The 18,372-nt window shown below is 54.4% G+C and carries 13 protein-coding genes; 6 read left to right on the top strand and 7 right to left on the bottom strand.

Going from position 1 to position 18,372, the window contains the following annotated elements; genetic code table 11:
• Positions 1-66: 66 nt before the first annotated feature.
• Positions 67-2,517: a carbamoyltransferase HypF gene (hypF, locus tag AArc1_RS00955; protein WP_323368549.1), complete on the top strand. Its 2,451-nt coding sequence runs from the start codon at positions 67-69 to the stop codon at positions 2,515-2,517.
• A 43-nt stretch (positions 2,518-2,560) separates the two neighbouring features.
• Here the strand turns inward: hypF and AArc1_RS00950 are convergent, their stop codons facing one another.
• From AArc1_RS00950 to AArc1_RS00935, 4 genes are all read right to left on the bottom strand, one after another.
• Entirely contained in the window at positions 2,561-3,214 is a 654-nt protein-coding gene (locus AArc1_RS00950; protein ID WP_117362500.1) for a ribonuclease HI family protein, read from the bottom strand.
• 469 nt (positions 3,215-3,683) lie between these two features.
• A complete protein-coding gene (locus AArc1_RS00945) occupies positions 3,684-4,292 on the bottom strand; it encodes a ParB N-terminal domain-containing protein (RefSeq protein WP_228442304.1) in 609 nt (202 codons plus the stop codon).
• 175 nt (positions 4,293-4,467) lie between these two features.
• A complete protein-coding gene (locus AArc1_RS00940; RefSeq protein ID WP_117362498.1) occupies positions 4,468-4,824 on the bottom strand; it encodes a DUF7475 family protein in 357 nt (118 codons plus the stop codon).
• 263 nt (positions 4,825-5,087) lie between these two features.
• The gene (locus AArc1_RS00935) at positions 5,088-5,438 is read right to left on the bottom strand and encodes a cupin domain-containing protein (RefSeq protein WP_117362497.1); all 351 of its coding nucleotides are present in this window, start codon (positions 5,436-5,438) and stop codon (positions 5,088-5,090) included.
• A gap of 312 nt (positions 5,439-5,750) precedes the next feature.
• On the opposite strand from AArc1_RS00935, the gene AArc1_RS00930 reads away from it, so the two are divergent.
• The 3 genes from AArc1_RS00930 (at position 5,751) to AArc1_RS00915 (ending at position 9,147) form a co-directional block, all read left to right on the top strand.
• Complete coding sequence (locus tag AArc1_RS00930; protein WP_117362496.1) at positions 5,751-7,145, top strand: protein adenylyltransferase SelO; 1,395 nt, start codon at positions 5,751-5,753, stop codon at positions 7,143-7,145.
• A 415-nt stretch (positions 7,146-7,560) separates the two neighbouring features.
• Positions 7,561-7,761, top strand: a complete 201-nt coding sequence (locus tag AArc1_RS00925; RefSeq protein WP_117362495.1) for a hypothetical protein — start codon at positions 7,561-7,563, stop codon at positions 7,759-7,761.
• 633 nt (positions 7,762-8,394) lie between these two features.
• On the top strand, positions 8,395-9,147 hold the full coding sequence (locus AArc1_RS00915; protein WP_117362493.1) for an SDR family NAD(P)-dependent oxidoreductase: 753 nt from the start codon (positions 8,395-8,397) through the stop codon (positions 9,145-9,147).
• Positions 9,148-9,320: 173 nt separating this feature from the next.
• On the opposite strand, the gene AArc1_RS00910 is transcribed toward AArc1_RS00915, so the two are convergent.
• Complete coding sequence (locus tag AArc1_RS00910) at positions 9,321-9,986, bottom strand: helix-turn-helix domain-containing protein (protein WP_117362492.1); 666 nt, start codon at positions 9,984-9,986, stop codon at positions 9,321-9,323.
• Positions 9,987-10,598: 612 nt separating this feature from the next.
• Between AArc1_RS00910 and AArc1_RS00905 the strand changes: the two genes are divergently transcribed.
• On the top strand, positions 10,599-11,024 hold the full coding sequence (locus AArc1_RS00905) for an EamA family transporter (RefSeq protein WP_117362491.1): 426 nt from the start codon (positions 10,599-10,601) through the stop codon (positions 11,022-11,024).
• An 87-nt stretch (positions 11,025-11,111) separates the two neighbouring features.
• Here AArc1_RS00905 and AArc1_RS00900 read toward each other — a convergent pair whose 3' ends face one another.
• Complete coding sequence (locus AArc1_RS00900) at positions 11,112-14,735, bottom strand: PAS domain S-box protein (protein ID WP_117362490.1); 3,624 nt, start codon at positions 14,733-14,735, stop codon at positions 11,112-11,114.
• A gap of 1,545 nt (positions 14,736-16,280) precedes the next feature.
• Between AArc1_RS00900 and AArc1_RS00885 the strand changes: the two genes are divergently transcribed.
• Positions 16,281-17,006 carry a GIDE domain-containing protein gene (locus tag AArc1_RS00885; RefSeq protein ID WP_117362488.1) on the top strand — a complete coding sequence of 242 codons (726 nt, stop codon included), beginning with the start codon at positions 16,281-16,283 and terminating at the stop codon, positions 17,004-17,006.
• Between the two features lie 78 nt (positions 17,007-17,084).
• On the opposite strand, the gene AArc1_RS00880 is transcribed toward AArc1_RS00885, so the two are convergent.
• On the bottom strand, positions 17,085-18,026 hold the full coding sequence (locus AArc1_RS00880) for a M48 family metallopeptidase (protein WP_117362487.1): 942 nt from the start codon (positions 18,024-18,026) through the stop codon (positions 17,085-17,087).
• Positions 18,027-18,372 lie beyond the last annotated feature (346 nt).

Raw genomic sequence — 18,372 nt, 5'->3', positions numbered from 1 at the left:
CTACTGGAAACAGAGCCCTCACCTGTCGCACGTATTTGAGTGTGTGGAGGTGTATCGAGGTCGAGAATGTGGATGTGTCTGGATTCGCTCCTCAACGATACACCCATGACCGATCATAACGACGGTCGAGTCCATATCGAATTGACCGTTACTGGAGTCGTTCAAGCGGTTGGCTTCCGACCGTTCGTTTACCGTCGGGCGACTGCTCACGACCTCGTCGGCACAGTGCGAAACACTGGCGACGCCGGGGTAAAAATCTCCATCGCGGGGACTGTAGAGGACGTCGAAGCGTTCATCGACGATGTCCGCGAACGGCCACCACCGCTCGCTGTCGTCGAATCGATCGACATCGAGACACACGAGCCAGTAGACGACTCCAATGATCGATTCCAGACGTTCGAGATCGTCTCCTCTACACAGGGGGACGGCGGATCGGGAACTATTCCTCCCGATACCGGAATCTGTGATGGCTGTCTCGAGGACGTACACGACCTCAACTCACGTTACTACAAGTACTGGGCAACCTCGTGTGTCGACTGTGGGCCGCGCTACACTGTTATCGAATCACTACCGTACGATCGCCCAACGACAACGATGGAGTCTTTCCCGCTGTGTGAGGGCTGCAACAAGGAGTATACTGATCCAGGTGATCGACGATATCATGCCCAGACAATCGCCTGTCCAGCGTGTGGCCCATCTCTCTCGCTTTTAAGTGATGACCGTACGGAGCTAGCAACTGGAACTGACGCGGTCACGGCAGCGGGTTATCGTCTCAACGCTGGTGAAATCCTCGCGATCAAAGGGATAGGGGGGACGCACCTGGCATGCCGAGCGACCGATCAGGACGCGGTCTCGGACCTCCGCGAGCGAACCGGACGACCGGAAAAACCGTTCGCACTCATGGCCAAGTCGGTCGAACAGGTCGAGCAGTTCGCGCGAGTCGGCCAGGAGGAGCGACCGTGGTTGACAGATGTTCGACGCCCCATCGTCGTCCTCGAGACGCTGGGGGGCTCTGCGCTCAATCGAGATAGAGACTGGCTAGGGGACGTCGCACCCGGGCTTCACACTGTCGGCGTGATGCTCCCGTATGCTGGGTTACACCACCTGTTATTCGACCAACTTGATGAACCACTGGTGATGACGAGTGCGAATCTCCCGGGCAAGCCGATGACACTCTCCACCGAGGTGATCTACGAAGAGTTGGCCGACGTAATCGATGCTGCTGTAGTGCACGACCGTGAGATTGCTGCTCGGTGTGACGACAGCGTCGTCAGAGTCGTCGACAATAGTCGGCGGTTCCTCAGGCGGTCCCGTGGATGGGTTCCCCGACCGCTCCCTCGTCAGGAGACCGGTCCAGCAGTGCTGGCACTCGGCGCCGAATTCGATACCACAGTCGCACTCGCTCGCGAAGACGAGGTGGTTCTCTCCCAGCATCTCGGGGATGTCGATGGGCCCGGTACAGAAGCATTCCTTGAGCAGGCGATTGCACACCTGAAAGAGTTGTTCAGGACCGATCCTGCGATAATTGCCTGCGATTTGCACCCCGAATTCGTCACTTCGAGGCTGGCCACGTCGTATGCATCCGACCTACCGGGGGCAAGTGGACCGACGAATCCAATTCAGGTCCAGCATCATCACGCCCATGCAGCGGGACTGCTCGCTGAACACGACTGTGACCGTGCGGTCGTTATCACGATTGATGGGACTGGGTACGGACCGGATGGGACGGTCTGGGGCGGAGAGGTGCTCGATGTCACGAGGAATTCATTCGAGCGAGTTGGTGGCCTCGAACCGTTCCGGCTTCCCGGCGGCGAGGCGGCTGTACGATACCCAGCCCGAACCCTCGCAAGTCTGCTCAATGACGCAGAGAGAGTCGACGAACTGATAGCTGATCAGACGCCGCTCTCGCAGACGGAAGCGACAACGGTCCGAAAGAGCGCCGAGGCAGGTGTCAATGCACCACTGACGAGCAGTGCTGGCCGATATCTTGACGCGATCAGTGCGCTGCTGGAGGTCTGTACTGAACGGACGTATCAGGGAGAGCCCGCCATCAAACTAGAGTCAACCGCTGCAAGTGGAACTCCACTCAGCCTCGAGCACGAACTCGAGGGAAACACTGGCCACTGTTATAGGGATGCAGATAAGTATGCTGGAATGATAGTAACTTATGCCCTGTACGATGATAGACCTGTGATTGAGACATCACGGCTGGTCCGGCATATTGATCGACTTCACACGAGCTATTCGACCGCTACGGTTGCGGCAACAGCACAGGCAGCTCTTGCGGAGGGTCTGGCTCTAATTGCGGTTCAGGCAGCGAGAGAACGAGCCGTTCCGTGGATCGGTGTCACCGGTGGTGTTGCACACAACGTGGCTATTTCACGCCGTATCCGTGACGTCGTCGAGGATCGAAACTTTCGGTTTCTCTCGCCCGACCAGATCCCACCAGGTGATGCCGGAATCTCGTATGGTCAGACAGTAGTCGCGACTGCCCAGGCGAACGCTCGAGGCGAGTAGCCGGTGCTCAATTCAAACCGTCTTACTGGATTTCGTGCACCGTCTATCCCGGTCCGAACGCCGCGATATCGGCACCCACCGTCGCCAGTGCGTCGGCGGGGTTCGGATCGCTGTCAGCCAGATGCGTGTACTGGTGTTCCGGAACGCTCGAAAGTGCCGCTGCGACGGCATCGCTGTATACGTCGACGCCCGGTTCCGTCGGGTCGTTGCCACCCCAGACGTCCCGGATGAGCGTCATCGAATCGATGCGGACTTCCAGCTTCTGTGGCTCGTAGCGAGCTAACAGTTCGGAGAGCCCGAGCTGGAGGGCGACGTATTCGGCGGTGTTGTTCCCCGTTCGGGAGCCAACGGGTCGGCCGAGACGCGCGAGTTGGTCCTCCGAAGCGTCCAGGATGACAGCGCCCGCCCCTGCGGGGCCGGGGTTGCCACGTGAACTGCCGTCGACGTATAGGACAAATGTCTCACTCGCTGACTCGGGGATCGGCGGCCGGGTGAGTTCCGACGCGAGCAGGCTTTCAAGCGCACGACGCAGTTCGGCCGGGGTGGTCGCGGGGTCGAAGAGACCGCCGTATCCGGGGACAGCGTCGTTGATTGCGTCGATGGCGGCCGCCATCTCGTAGCCAACGCCCGCGAGTACCTCGTCGACGAGCGTAGCGAGCGGCGAGAGGTGTTCAGACGGGAGGGAGTCGTTAGTCATTCGGCGTGTCCCTTTGGGCCGCGGTTACACGACCTGAAACGCTCGCTTTCGGTTGGTCTCGTTGGCTGGTCGCACCACTCCATATTGGTTCTCGGTGCTCGAGCGAGATAATTTCTTTAGGTGATATCGGTGTATCGTCGAGGCCACTGTTCACACGACGGCCTCGAGTTCGCCGACGTAGATACTACAATAGCTGCTGGTAGTCAAAGCCCCGTCACAGATCACGTCGCATCGACGCTGCCAATTGAAAGGGTAGGTATGGGCGAAGTGGGTGGGTTCGCCACTGGGTGCTGGCTATCGACTATTCGCGAGAGATGGGGCACGTTGCTGAGTCCGTACTCGCTCTGCGTCTCTCGCACCTAGTAACACTTGGGTTAATAACAATAAAGCTAGCGTTATTATTTCACCTCGGTTCTTCTTGAACCGTTCTTTTCCTTCTCTGGGTGGCCCCTCGAGTTCGGTCATCCGCTCACCAGTGGTCACCAGCGAGCACATCCCGGAGATCCGGGTGCAGGTCGCCGCCGGCCGCTCGAGGCGGCTCCTCTCCCTCTCTGAATCGTTCGCGAACGGCCTGCCATTGTCGGTGTCGTCGATGAATCACCACGGGAACGGTCTCGAGATCCAGTAGTTTCGCGATCGCCAGCCGATGCTGGCCGTAGGTCCGCCAGTAGAGCGTCCCGTCCCGGCCGACGTCAACGTTGATCTCGTCTCGCAGGTGGGCGAGTCGCGGCTCGGAGACGTCCGCGAGGTCGGCTTGCGTGCGATACCCCTGGTCGCGTATCGACTCGTAAAGGCGATCGATCTCCCGGCACCGGGTTTCGAACGCCGTCACCGAGCCGTGCTCCCAGGCATTACCAAATCGCTCTAGCTGGTCGAGGAATGCCTCGTAGAGCGCGGTTTCTTCCCATGCCATCTCTTCTCGATAGCGTTGACACAATCCACGGTAGACCGCCCGATCCTCGAACGGCTCCCAGCGACGGTCCCAGTCGCCGCCGACGACTCGGCCCCATTGTGGAAGCCGAGGGGTCCACTCGAGGACGCTCCGGTTGATCTTGGTCGGATCGACGCGAACGATCATAAACGGGTTGGCGTCGGTATACCGGTTTGGGGCGACTCGACGTCGGAGCCGATGGTATTGTCTGTACGATTCGATCGGGATTCGAGCGGTCAACGGTGCGGTGAGTCGATGACGGATTCCCACGACGAGTTTCCCACGAAGCTGTCGTAGGGGCGACCGACGATTCCCTGGAGAGTCAGGTGTCACGGCGATAGAGAACGATGAGAGCGATAACGAGAACCACCTGTGCGGTCTTGTCGATGACTTCCAGGGCGAGGTCCGTCCCGCCGGGGTCGACTAGCAGCCAGAAAACGATCTGACTGCCGGTGTAGGGAATGCCGACCAGATAGAGCAGCGGCCGCCGAACGTTCGCAAAAAAGAGGATTACCGCACCGACGAAGCCGCCAGTCGAGAGAACGAACGACACTCCCATCCAGTGGGGCAGAAACTCGAGGCCCAACACGAGGTGAACAACGGCGCTAAGTAGTGCCATTGCGACCGCGAGCCAGTGTAATGGCGTTACTGATGACGTATCGAACCGGGCCTCTGACATCGTTACTCCAACATACTCGCTGCTGTGAGTAAAGCCGTTTGCCTCCCAGCAGGGAAAAGCGATGTCTTCGATTGTGTTCTTCGGCTTCGTCGGACCACGTTCGCTTTGACATCCTCTGCGCCCTGAAGGACGAAGATTCTCACGGCCCCGCACCGCTGAGTTGGGATAGTTCAAGGTTTATGCCTGTCCGTCATGGACGGCCACTGGCTGTACCAATCAGCAAGCGAGGATCGAGTAGGCTCGAGCGCGGTAGGGCAGGTAGTTCACTTGTCTTGTTCACGAATACCGTACGAGGTGGGATTAGCCGATGGTCCAAGGATAATCAGGACGGTAATCTCCTCGGTGATGTGGAAAAAATCGTGCTCGAGGTCGGGTTCCACATAGACGAGATCACCTGTCTTAATTTCGTGAGTGTCGTCGCCAACGCGGAGTTTGCCTGATCCCGACAGGATGTAGTACAGTTCCTCTTCGTTGTGGGAATTCTTTGGGACAGCACTGTCAGCCGGATACTTTCCGACTTCGATGGTGAGTGGCCCCGCAGTGAGCACTTCCTTGTGCTGGAGTTCAGCTGGATCGAGGTCGTCGGCCACGTCGGTGATTGAAATATGAGTCATTTGTAATCACTTACACTGTGCAGTCTTAATAGCTTGGTCGTGTCGGAAACTCCCTCAGAACTAGCTGTGGTAGCGGTGCAACAACGCCGTAGCTGACATCTCTGCGTAATGGCATCGATGTGGCAAGAGTGCTTCACAGAAAGATGCAATACAATGCGGTCGCAAGTAATTAAAACATCCTGTGAGAAAGACAAGTAAGATATCGAGTGTATATGCAGCACACCCAAACTAGAGCTTCTCTAACCAATCGATTGTTAACAACCTCGAGCACAAGGTTAATACACCAAGGGACATAACACCATATGAAACTAAATGCCCTTTTCATTTGACACCACTTACAAAAGTGTAGACTCAAGCCTTTATTCGAGGGTAACGCCCAAGCGCATCGCTAATCCGAAAGTTCTGCTTCTTAACGACCGACTGTGTGCTGATCTTGGATTGGATACAGCAGAGCTCAATGCTAACGTTCTAGCAGGCCAGAACCTCTTGGAGGAACCAATCGCGCAGGCATATGCAGGCCACCAGTATGGGAGTTTTACTGTCCTAGGTGATGGAAGGGCGATGATACTCGGCGAGCATGTACACGATGGTAATAGATATGACATTCAACTGAAAGGGTCTGGTCGGACGCCGTACTCCAGAAGAGGCGATGGTAACGCAACTGTCAGCTCGATGCTCAGAGAATTTCTGTATTCACATGCGATGCAGAATTTAAACATCAAAACATCGAGAAGCCTGGCAGTTGTCGAAACCGACGAAGCAGTCCGACGACGCCGGACAGAACCCGGGGCCATCCTTGTCCGAGTGATGAACAGCCACATTCGATACGGGACCTTCCAGTATGTTGCAGGCCAAGGACCCGACGAATTACAGCGATTCACTGATTACGTTATCGACAGACATTACCCGCAGCTAAATGAAACGGATCGCACATATCTAGAGTTCTTCGATGCAGTCATGCAGTCGTCGATTGAGATGGTTGTTGACTGGCTGCGTGTCGGATTCATTCATGGCGTCATGAATACGGACAATATGAGCGTCAACGGAGAAACATTTGATTATGGACCCTGCGCGTTCATGAATTACTATGATGAGGAGACGGTGTTCAGCTCAATCGATACGCACGGGAGATATGCATTCGGAAACCAACAACGCATCCTGCAGTGGAATCTTGAACGATTCGCAGAGGCACTCCAACCGCTCTGTAAACAATCTGCGCTCACGCATGATGAACTCAAAGGCAAACTAGATGAATTTGAGAACCGGTTTGCTGTGCAATACTACACGATGATGCGGAAGAAACTGGGGATCAACTCAGACGCTGAGAAAGAACTCGTCGATGAATTCCTGGAGTGGCTCCGCAAATCGAACGCTGACTATACCAATACATTCCTCGAATTAGAGGCGCCCGGTAGGTTTGATGACCCAGTGTTTGCAACTGCAGAATTTGAACGGCTGAGAGAGAAATTGGCTGCTGTCGGCCTAGAAGAGGAGGTGATGCAGGACGCCAACCCGCGGTATATCCCCCGCAACTATCTGGTTGAAAAGGCACTGGACGAATATCTCGAAGCTGGGGACCTATCCACATTCGAGGAGTTATTGACCGTGTTGGAAAACCCCTATACCGCGAGGGATATGGGTTCACAATTCCAGCAACCGCCGCGACGAGAATTCGATGCAGCATATACAACGTACTGTAATACTTAATCAAATATTGTTAATAACAATAAAAGAGTTAGTTTAAATTCACCTTCTAAATAACGTTACCGAAAGAGCGCTAGCTATCATGTCGAACTTCGGTACAACGCTCGTGGAGCCGGCCGAAATTCCACGGTTCGATGCATAGTTCGAGGAACCGATGCTCTGTGTCTTTGAACAAGTGACTGGTTACCGACAGCCCCCGGACACGACAGCCCCGCTTTCGGATTGACTGCTTGATCTTGACCACTCGCTTTGCCCCGGTTGCTTCTTTCTCGTCACCAACTGGAATGGGTCGATCAATGTACAGTCTGCGATTGAACCACAGATATTTTCATTATATTGCTTGATTAGCCATGGTTAATTGGTTAAGAGCGTTTCCGCGAAAAGAACAGTTAATGCTGTTCGACAGTAGTAGCGTACTATGACTAGCATAGCCAAAGCGCTGATTCTTTTCGGTCTGGGAACGCTACTGGTCGGAACGTTCGTTGGTGCCGTTACGGCCTATACGGGCACCTTCTGGTTGTGGGTTGACTCGAGTGCCGTGCTTGTCGGAATCGGTGTCCTGTTTACCATCACTGGCCGTGTTCTGCTCCCAACCGAAGATGTTCTCAGTACGCGATAGGTGGTACGCTGTACCAGATCCTGCGTCATAGGACAAATATCGATGGAGGCGCCACTGTGGTAACTAATAGTGGTTTCAGAAACCCATATATTCGGCCAATCGTAATTACATCTGATGGCTCACACCTACCCTTCAACGAACACGTCCAGCAAAACCAAATTGAGTCTGATCTGTCAGACATGCGGGTATGAAGAACAGATATACGGCGAGTGGATCGAAGAGAAGTCGAAGGAATACCGGTCTCTGATCTGCCCCGAGTGCCACACGACGGTGGATCAACGTCATGCGTATCCGACTAACCAGCAGAAATTTCCCGACTGAGCAGCTGATGGACTGGCGGCTGTCCCGTTCTGGGTATACGGCTGGCGGGAATTGCAATGCAGTGTGTCGCTCCCTTTCTCGCAGTCTCAAACAGGATTGACATCCTCTCCGTACTGAAGGGCGAAGTTTTGCGCCTGTTCATCTCATAGGCGAGGTGCTTCGGGTACGGAACGAGCGCAAGCGAACGGGTTGGAATGGACAGCTCACAAGAATATAACTTATATGCCATCTTTATTGATGCCAGCCAGTTAACAGAACGCGTTCGCCCCCACTGATAGGGTTATCATCCTTTGGCTCGGAGGGTACAATGCAATGATTGACTTTACTGACCGAGTGGCGATTGTTACTGGAGCAGGAGGCGGCATCGGCGAGGAGACTGCGCTATTGCTGGCAGAACAGGGTGCAGACGTCGTCGTGACGGACGTCATCCCCGAACGTGAAGACGTCGGCGAAGCGGTCGAAGAGCGCGGAGCGAATGCGCTCGTACGCGAACTCGACGTCACCGACCGCGAGGCAGCGGAGTCAGTTGTCGAGGACACACTCGAGGCGTTCGGTCGTGTCGACATTCTCGTGAACAACGCGGGAATTTTCCCGACAGCGACGCTCGAGGAGATGACTGCTGAGGACTGGCAACAGGTGATCGATATCAACTTGACCGGCGTATTCAACTGCACGAAGGCAGTCCTTCCAGCGATGCGCGACGCGGGCTATGGTCGGGTCGTCAATGTCTCATCAGCGGCAGGCGGTCATGTTGGCTGGTCGGGTGACCTATCGCACTATGCGGCGAGCAAGGGTGGGGTCGTTGGCTTTACCCGAAGTGCCGCGATCGATCTCGGACCTGACGGGATCACGATGAATGCTATCGTTCCTGGAATGGTCGACACCGGTGCTGCCGAACAGGTTGCCGACGAAGACGCAATTCAGGCGGCCGTGGATGCAACACCTGTCGGCCGACAGGGCGATCCTGAAGAGCTGGCGAGTGCGATCGTCTACCTCGCTTCCGAACCGGCAGCGTTCATCACCGGTGCATCACTGGTCGTCGACGGCGGAATTACCCTCGTGTAGTACGCCCATGGGACAGTATTGGCGATCTGTCCAAAGCACTTTTCCATCCCAATTTACCGGCTGGCGAACGGTCGCGTAGGGAATCTTCGATGGTGATAGAAGCCAGACTCAACGTGGAGAGCTTCGAATTAGCCCAACTTCGGCTCGCGTGCCGGCTCTTCGAACCTGGATCATCAATCTGGCTTTTCACTGTCATCCATCAGAGAAGAAATGATGAGTCGTTTGATCCCACGCCGAAGGAGGCCACTGGCTGCAGGTTGAGAGATATCCAGATTAGTGGCCACTTCGCTGAGAGTTGCGTTCCGTGGGTCTTCGAAATACCCTGTGTCGAGTGCGACGAGGAGTGCCTCTCGTTGGCTATCGGTCAATCCTGCGTCTGTACTCCCTAAACTAGCGTATTCGTTCACGCGCAGCAAACCGATATCAATGCCGTTCTGTTCTGCATAGTCCCATAGAGTGGCCAGATTCGTCCGATCAGGCATCCACACTGTTAGAACCCAACTGTTTCCGTCGTTTTTCATGTCGAGTATGACACCGTTCGCGGTCGAAATAATTGGCGAGATAATCTTCGATTCGTCTGTGTACGTGAAACTATAGATCGCCTTCTCGTCTCTGGTCTCGATAACCCGTTCAAACTCGCCAATGGTGTGATCCTTCCGTAGCCCGTCTTCGAACTGGCGGAAATCAGATGACTGTATGCGATAGAAAAACTTCCCCGATGTAGGATCAGTTCCTGCCTCTAACACCGACTTGACTTTCGCACTTTGGTCGTGTGTGACTGTCTTTGTGAGCACTATGTCAGGGTGCTCGATTCTGACTACTGCTTTAATATCGCTCACTTTTCTATAGGGTAGGTGTCCTTAGCCCAAAGAGATGGCGCTAAGCCCCGTCCTCAAGGAGCGAAACGGAGCTGAGTGAGTAGGCAGGGATACAGCATCCGCACGAGTATGCGTCTCCGGTGGTGCCCTTCGCAACTACGAGTCAGCTATCTTGCGTCGAAATGAAACTGTGAGGAAAATCCGGCACTGCAAGAAAACGGCGAGCTGTCACGCTCCGCTGTCCCCTCAACCGCGACTGTTCGCTCCTTAACTTCGATAGGGTGTCGGAACATTCGTCACCCACCGGAGGATAGGGGGTATACGCTCGTCTCTCTATCATCCTTGTTGCTCGCCCTCGTCTTCCTCACTGTATTCACCGACCACCCTGCGAGAGCGGTGTGGCATGCATAACTCTTCTAGACCCGATATAAATGGATTATTCGATTAACAGAGAGACCAATCCGGGCACGGCTGGTATACATCATGTATGTCACAGAGAGATCGTGCCGATGACCAAGGCAGCGACACTGACCCAAAGTTCTACCTTCCCGCCGTGGAAGTCCTACCGTTCTATGCCGATCGCCTCGAGCGTCTCTGGTCGTCACTGTTCAAGGAGTACGTTGAATCATCATAATGGCATTTTCTGAGATAGATTCGGCTGTGTTCTTTGGTTCGATTACAATGGTAACTTGGGGAATCTGGGTCGTCTTGGGCAACGCTGCGTCGGAGTCTATCGACCCGAGGACGGCCGCTGCGATCTCTTATCTCGTCGCGACACCTTTTGCACTCGGGTACATCCTCGTTTCGGACGCATCGCTCGCCATTACTGCGAAAGGAGGACTGCTCGCTGGCATAGCCGGATTATTCACCGGAATTGGCCTGATTTCGATGTACATCGGCCTTTCAGGGGGATCAACAACCGTCGTTTCGACTCTCGGTGCGATGTACTTCGTCGTCGCGGCTCTCATCGGTATGGTCCTTCTTGGAGACGACGTTACGATAACGAGATCTGCTGGAATAATCTTCGCAGTCATTGGAGTGATATTGGTCTCCCAGTAGGCCAAGGAGCATGTCCCGTCACTCAGGATCGATCAGCTCGAGGTCAAGCCCCGATGCACTCGGCTTGCTCCGCTTGCAGAGTGGATGTCAACGGTCTGTAAGGGGTAGCTCGACGTTGAACACGGTGCCGTTCGGATCATTGTCCTCGATCCAGACCGTACCACCGTATCCGTCGACGAGTGTCTCAACAAGGTAAAGTCCAAGCCCTGTTCCGTCGCTCTCGAGTCCCATCTCTCCTCTCTCGAAAACGCTGTCTTTCCGCTCGTCGGGAATTCCTGGACCGTTATCTGCAACGTGGATGACGACGTGATCGTCAGTGTCGGTCACAGAAACCGTTACTTCCGGAACCTCCGAATCGTTGTGTTCGATAGCATTTTTCAGGAGATTTCTGAATACCGAGTCGAGCATGTTATCAGCGACAACGTCAACAGCTGGAAGTTCTCCTCGAGTCTGGATAACGGCACTCTCGTAACTCGACCGAACCTCGTCGATTTGCGCGTTGAGCGTGCACAGAAGGTCAACCGACGTTGGCTCGACGCCACCTTTCAGCGTCACCTGTGCTACGTCTCGGGCTTCCTCCGTGATTTCGACGGCATTACGTGCGCTGTTGAGGACCTGTTCGACGTACTGTTGTCCTCCTTCTTTGACATACTCTTCTAGGGTCTCAGTGTATGCTAACACCAACTGGAGTTCGTTCCGGATGTCGTGACGAACGATTTGATTGAGCATGGACAGGTTATCTCGCTGTCTCTCGAGTCGTTGCTCGTACGCTTTCAGATCGGTCACGTCACGGGCGTAGCTGAGAACGGCATCTTCGCCGGTCTCCGCGACCTCGTAGGGGATCTTCGTTGTCTGGAACAGTCGGGTCTCACCGTCGGCAGTGGTCAACTCTTTTTGCGGGATCCGTTTCGGCTCGCCCGAGTTGATCACCTCGAGGTCGTCCTCACGGAACTCTCGGACCTGCTGCTTGGAGGGGAGTAACTCGAAGTCGGTTTTCCCCTCGAGGTCCATCGGCGAAAGGCCGTAGATGTCGGCCGTTGCCTCGTTGGCGAGGACGTATTCGCCGTCACGATTCTTTACGAATAGCTGGTCCGGGACCAGATCGATTACCTTCCGGAGTTCATTATGAGCGCGTTCGAGTGACTCTTCGCGGCGTTTGCGGTCGGTCACGTCTCGAGCGACTGCGACGAAGTTGCTGATCTCGCCGTCGGGACCGGTGATCGGCGTGATCGTCTGGTCGAGAACGATCTGTTCGCCGTCCTTTCGTTCGTCTATTATTTCGTTTTGCCATTTCTCACCCGAGAGAACCGTATCCCAAAGCACCTCGTAGTAGGAGTCGTCGTATTCTCCGGAACCAAACAGGCTTGGGCGTGCCCCGAGGAGTTCTTTCTCTCCGTAGCCAGTAATCTCCGTGACTGCGGGATTCGCGTATTCGATTCGACCATCCCTGTCAGTGATGTATACCGCGTGTGCGGTCTCTTCGACGGCTTCGCGGAATTGCTGGAGCTCTTGCTCACGGACCTTCTGTTCGGTGATGTCCTGAACGATTCCTATCATCGAGACCGGCTCTCCGCTTTCATCAAAGTTGACATCTGCCTTCTGGCGCATCCACCGTACCTCGCCGTCGGGGGTGACGATACGGTGTTCGACGTCGTAGGGTTCGCCTTTGAGGGCGGCTGCTAACTGTTCGTCGACGTCTTCTCTGTCATCAGGGTGAAACAACTCGAGGACGGTATCGTCACCGATCACTCGTTTTTCTTCTTCTACCCCCCACATCTCGTACACTCGGTCAGACCAGATGGTTTGATCGGTGGACATATCCTTTCGCCACCACCCGATGTTACCGACCTCCTGGGACTTCTCGAGGTAGGCTTCCTTCTCGCGCTGTTCAGTGACGTCTCGCGCGACGCCAAGGACCGCCTCACAGCCGAAGAACTCAATCTCGTTGAGTGAGACTGCCACCGACAATCGTTGCCCGTCACTGGTTTCGAGTTCCACCTCGAAAATCTTCGGCGACTCGTCTTTAATATCCCATTTGTCGGGAACCTGGAACTCCTCGGGATGGATCTCAGCCATGTGACGGTCTTCGAGAACCTCCCTGTTGTACCCAAGTGTCTCACAGGCTGCTTGATTGACCGAGAGAATGTTCCCGTCGTGATCGTGAACGAATACCATCTCGTGGATGTTCTCGAACAGATCTTGGTAGGACTGTTTCGACGCACGGAGCGTTCGTTCTCGTTCTTTCTGGGCAGTTATATCCCGAACGATACAGACTATGTCTCCGCCCTCAAAGTAGCTGAGCGACAGCTCCTGTGGGAACGTGGTACCATCTGCACGGAGGCCGGTTGCCTCTCCACGCCATTCGCCATCGTCTTCGAGAGCCGGAAAGACCTCGTCCTCGAACCGCTCGATTTCGGTGTCCTCGTAGAGTTCTCGCCAAGTAGTGCCGAGTAACGGTTCTGGATCGTCATAGCCGTAGATCTTTGCGTGGGCCTGGTTAAGATAAATGTATTCCTCGTTTTCGTTGAGGATTGCCACCCCGTCAATCGACGCTTCCATCGCTCCTGCCCGCTTGAGCACCTTCTGGGCCCGTTTGTGGCTGGTTACATCGACGTACAGCGCATGGGTGCCGACAACCTCTCCTTCGTTGTCCAGACGAGGGGAGGCCTGAAGCAACGTGGACAGTTGCTCACCATCTGCCGTGAGAAACTCGCGTTCTTTCGGGGTAAAATCACTCTCCAGGGCTCGTTCGTAGCCGCTGCTGAGTAGCCGTTCGGCTGACTCCTCGGTGTACAGTTCTGCGAGAGGCCGGTCCCGTAGCTCGGCTACTGTGTATCCTAACTTATTAGCGAACCGTTGGTTACAGTCCTCGATGAGTGGCTCACCGTCCTCCTCACGTGTAAACGCGATCATCACCGGTGCGTCCTCGAACAACTCCCGATACTGGCCCTCGTATCGCTTCTGCGTTCGCACACGGTCGTAAGCATGAGTGATTGTCTCCCCGAGATGGTCGAACAACTCTCGTTCCTCGGGGGAGACAGTTGTCGGTCGATCGGTAGCGATAGTTAATACGCCATACTGCTTCTCATCGCAACTGAGCGAGACCGTGACTTTCGTGTGAGCCTCAGTCCTGACACCAGCAGTCATCCGTGGAACGACCCGGTCATCTTCCTCCTCGTACTCGCCGATCCATGCCCCAGCGTACCGCTCGGAATCGACGATCGTCTCACAGACCGCCGTATCGACTTCCTCACGCGTAGTCGCGTTAACAAGGGCTGATTGGACCGCTCTGATTACCTCCTCAAGTCGACCGTCCCTTTGTCTCTGTTCTGTGTGTGATTGAGCTACAACGTTCGTGACTCTCTTTGCGAGAAGATTGTACTCGTAATCGTTCTCTTCGGTCGACTTGCGGACGAACTCAGTGGCGTCGGCGGTGAGGGCGCCACTGACGACATCTGCTGGATTCCAGCCGGTGTAGAACACGAACGGCAGACCGGGCTGGATCTCACGCGCTTGTTCGAACAACTCGAGACCGTCGATTCCACGAACACGATACCCCGAAATCACACAGTCGACCCGCTCGGTTTGAATCCGTTGGAGGGCAGCTTGCGGGTCAGTCTCGGAACAGACTGTAAGCCGATCGTCGGCGCATTCAAGTCGATTGGCCGTCTGCTCCACACACTCGTCGTCAACGTGGAGCACCCGCATCATTTGATAGACAATATTACTATCTGCTCGGGTTACTAATTTTCGTCGATTTGAACTGACTAGATCGATCACAACACGACAGCAGTGGCCGATCTCAACGGTGGTTCAACAGTGCTTTCCAGGAGATTGTTCCCCTTCGATTCGGGATCGAGGTCGTCGTCTTTCTCCTTTAGCACGATGGATCACGTCTCCACGTTGTCTCGCCACGGCCCTCATACCTCTCGACACTTCCCGGGCTCTCGGTACTCTTTTTTCCGCTCAAACACATCAATGGCGTGAAGTACCTCGGGGACAAGCCCCGAGGCTTCACCGTTTTGCCCATGCCGTCCAGAAACGGACGGATGGGCGCAGGCGAATGTAATCCCCCTCGACCTTCCCGGAATGGGTCGGTTGGAATTAACACCCGAACGCTCGGTGCGTCCGTGGGGGTCGGTCGCTCCACCACGACCCGACAACACCCGTCTCACCACGTTAACGACGCGGGTTTTGAGAGGTGTCGCATTCCTCGCAACTGCGCGCAGTTGCTTCGGATTAAGGTCTTTAATCCACGTCGCAACTGTACTCGTCAATACGGTGAGATTCATCATATAGCTTACGAGATTCAGCCTCGGGGTCAAGTGGTTCGAGACGCTTCGCGTCTCGTCATCACGGAAGACGAAGTCTTCCGTACGACCCCGAGGCACTCTCGCTGTACCTCGGTAGAATCCGCGGTTCACAGAAATACAAGGAGGAGGCCCACGACTGAAGTCGTGGATCGATGACACTCGCGCTACGGCTTCGGAAAACTCCGAGTGGTACCATCGAAAAGGCTATTATAAACTAAGAAAATAGTGTGAATCACTCGCTGAGCAACTCCAAAGAATGCCCGAAATTCCTCGTGAAATATGACGCCGGTTGCTGAATAAAGAAGCCGTATTTGTAACAACTGGTATGAACGTTGGTGTCGGGCTCTTACTACTTTCTGTCGGATTCATCTGCTTTCGGTGGCCAGCAGCGCTGTTCCACTATAGTATGATGTTCGATGAGAGTGTATTATCCGACAATCTAAGGGATCGAATCCAGCTGCTCGGCATCCTGTGTATGATCGCCGGTTTCGGTATCGCCCTTTTTTCGATAGTTACTTCTAGATTTGGCATTTGACGACAGTTGTTTGCGGTGAAGTACCTCGGCGATAAGCCCCGAGGCTTCACCGTTTTGCCCATGCCGTCCAGAAACGGACGGATGGGCGCAGGCGAATTGGCTTTGGTGAATCGCCATACAGCATTGGGTTGAAGTGTCTCGCAGTCGTCCTAAGATTGGTTAATCGGTTCGTCACCGTCGGATTCCTAGAGGATACACTCACAATTGCTCCATCGTGACGCCTTGAGTGACAAGATTATACACGGTAAGTCGCCGCCGTCTAGTGATTCACCAAGGTCCTCTCGAAAGACGAAGGTGGTGAGACGGGCCAGTTGAGGCTTTTACAACAGCTGGACGGCAAAGACGAGTCGATTAATCGCTCGTTCCGAGCAAGATATCTATTGGCAGGCATCTCTTAGTAACAGGAGTATGAATGAAATTATCACTGTTATAGTAATTCTGTCGGCCGGAATCATGATGATTGCGTATTCTATCAAACCATTTCGAAAATTGAGAGCGATTAAAAAATCAGATGAAATATCGATATCAGCAGCATTATGTCGGGGAAATATGGTACAAATAAGTGGAACTGTTATAGGTTATGGCAATTCGATAAAATCTCCAATCGAAGGTAAAGAATGTGTTGTATACGAATATAAAATCTCTAAAACTTCAAGAGATAGTGCAGATCCAGAAAATGACCACTATTGGAAAGATTTGGAAAAAACAAAAGAATCTGTTGATTTCATGCTTGAGGACCATACTGGAACGGCCCATATAAATGTCGATAGTTCTGACATTTCACTCACACACGATTCGAGATACACAATATCTGGTTCATCCTCAGTCCCGACTACAGCCACAGGAGACCCGATCCCGTTTGATCCAACAAACTTTGATTTCAAAGACAGGTTGCGATTTACTGAAGGAACCATAAGGCCGGGTGACTGGATATCTGTCATTGGAACATTCAGTGGAACTAAAACGGATGGCCGTGAAAATGTTGAAATAACTTCTGATGATATAATATACATCTTTGATAAAGACACCGGCGACAAAATTAGCAGTTTACAGAAAACAGCAATTGGTACCTTCATATTTGGGTTTGTTTTCACATCCTTTGCATTAGTCTATGTTGTTTTAGAATTATTATAGTAAAATCAAGCATCTAAAGTCCACCACATTACAGCGATTCATCAGAGTCCACGCTTCGGACCGGCATCTTGATACCGGTCAGGCAGCCACCGACCGAAGCTGCTCGAGACGCACCTCCAGCGGGGGATGTGTCGCACGAAAGCCACTCAGATCACCGGCTTCGTTGAGTGTCGGCAGGACGTTGACTGCGCTCCGCGACTGAGTGTGGCGGAGATCAGTCGCTGGTCGTCGTGAGCGACGGTCGGCAAGGCGTTCGAGAGCCGACGCGAGTGTGCCGGGATCGCCGGTTGCCTCAACGGCAGCCCGATCAGCTGCGAGTTCCCGACCGCGCGAGAATACGCCCAGCCCGACGAGCGCGACGGCCGTGATCGTCCAGCCGAATGGATCGAACTGCCACTTCTCGTTCTCGTCGTTCTCGTAGATGAACTCGGCGGCGAACAGTGGGACGAGGAGCCACGAGGTCAACTGCAGATCGTCGTTCCCCACATGGGCGAATTCGTGGGCGAGCACAGCCTCAAGTTCCGCCCTCGAGAGCATCCTGACGACCCCTCTCGAAACTACCACGAACGGCGTTCCTTGCCGTCGAATGGCGACGACGGGATCAGTCGGTCCGGACGTCGTGTACGCAAGCGGCTCGTTCGACGGATGTAGTCGGACCTCGGGTGTAGCGATGCCAAACTGTTTAGCAAGACGGGTCGCCGTAGCCTCGAGTATCCGGGCCGCTTCGGTGTCGACCGAGTCAGTGCTGACAGTTCCCTCGAGCAGATGCTGTCGCTCTCGCCTGATTGCGTGGGCGATGACGAGTGCGAAACAGGGGAGAGTGAGCACGGAACCGACGGCGAGCGCCCACAAGAATCGTGTTTCGGTGATCTCTAGCAGCCCAAGCTGCATCGGGAGAATCATGAGGAACGCCGTGACGAAGACCGTGACCGTGTATGCGCTCACGAGCAACGCCCCGACAGTGATAGTGCCCGCGAGAACGGCACGAGCGGCCAGACCGATTGGTCCCGTCAGTCGCATAGTAGGGCCTCATCCGGCGAGGCGAAAAACAGTTCGACTCCTAATCGTTCTCGTCGGCTGAAATACTATTGTTTGCTCTGTACCGAATCCACGTGTCGTCTCCACCCTTCCGCTCGGCCGATCAGCGGTGGCCTCGAGTTCGTGCAACACTTCTCTCACAGTAGTCTCATCCTCATGAACGAAGTGTGTATTACCCTCAGCTACGTCCGTTCCTGGACATCTTTCCCAGTGTGATCGCTCGTCGAAAGGCAACTCGGTCTCAAATAGACTGTTACTCTCCGAACAGTTTAACTAATTCCGAGAGATATAGTACTCTACCGCTACCCTGCCATGGCCCCTCCACGAT

The organism is Natrarchaeobaculum sulfurireducens (genome assembly GCF_003430825.1).
Classification (GTDB): domain Archaea; phylum Halobacteriota; class Halobacteria; order Halobacteriales; family Natrialbaceae; genus Natrarchaeobaculum; species Natrarchaeobaculum sulfurireducens.
This window is presented reverse-complemented; position numbering and strand designations above follow the sequence as displayed.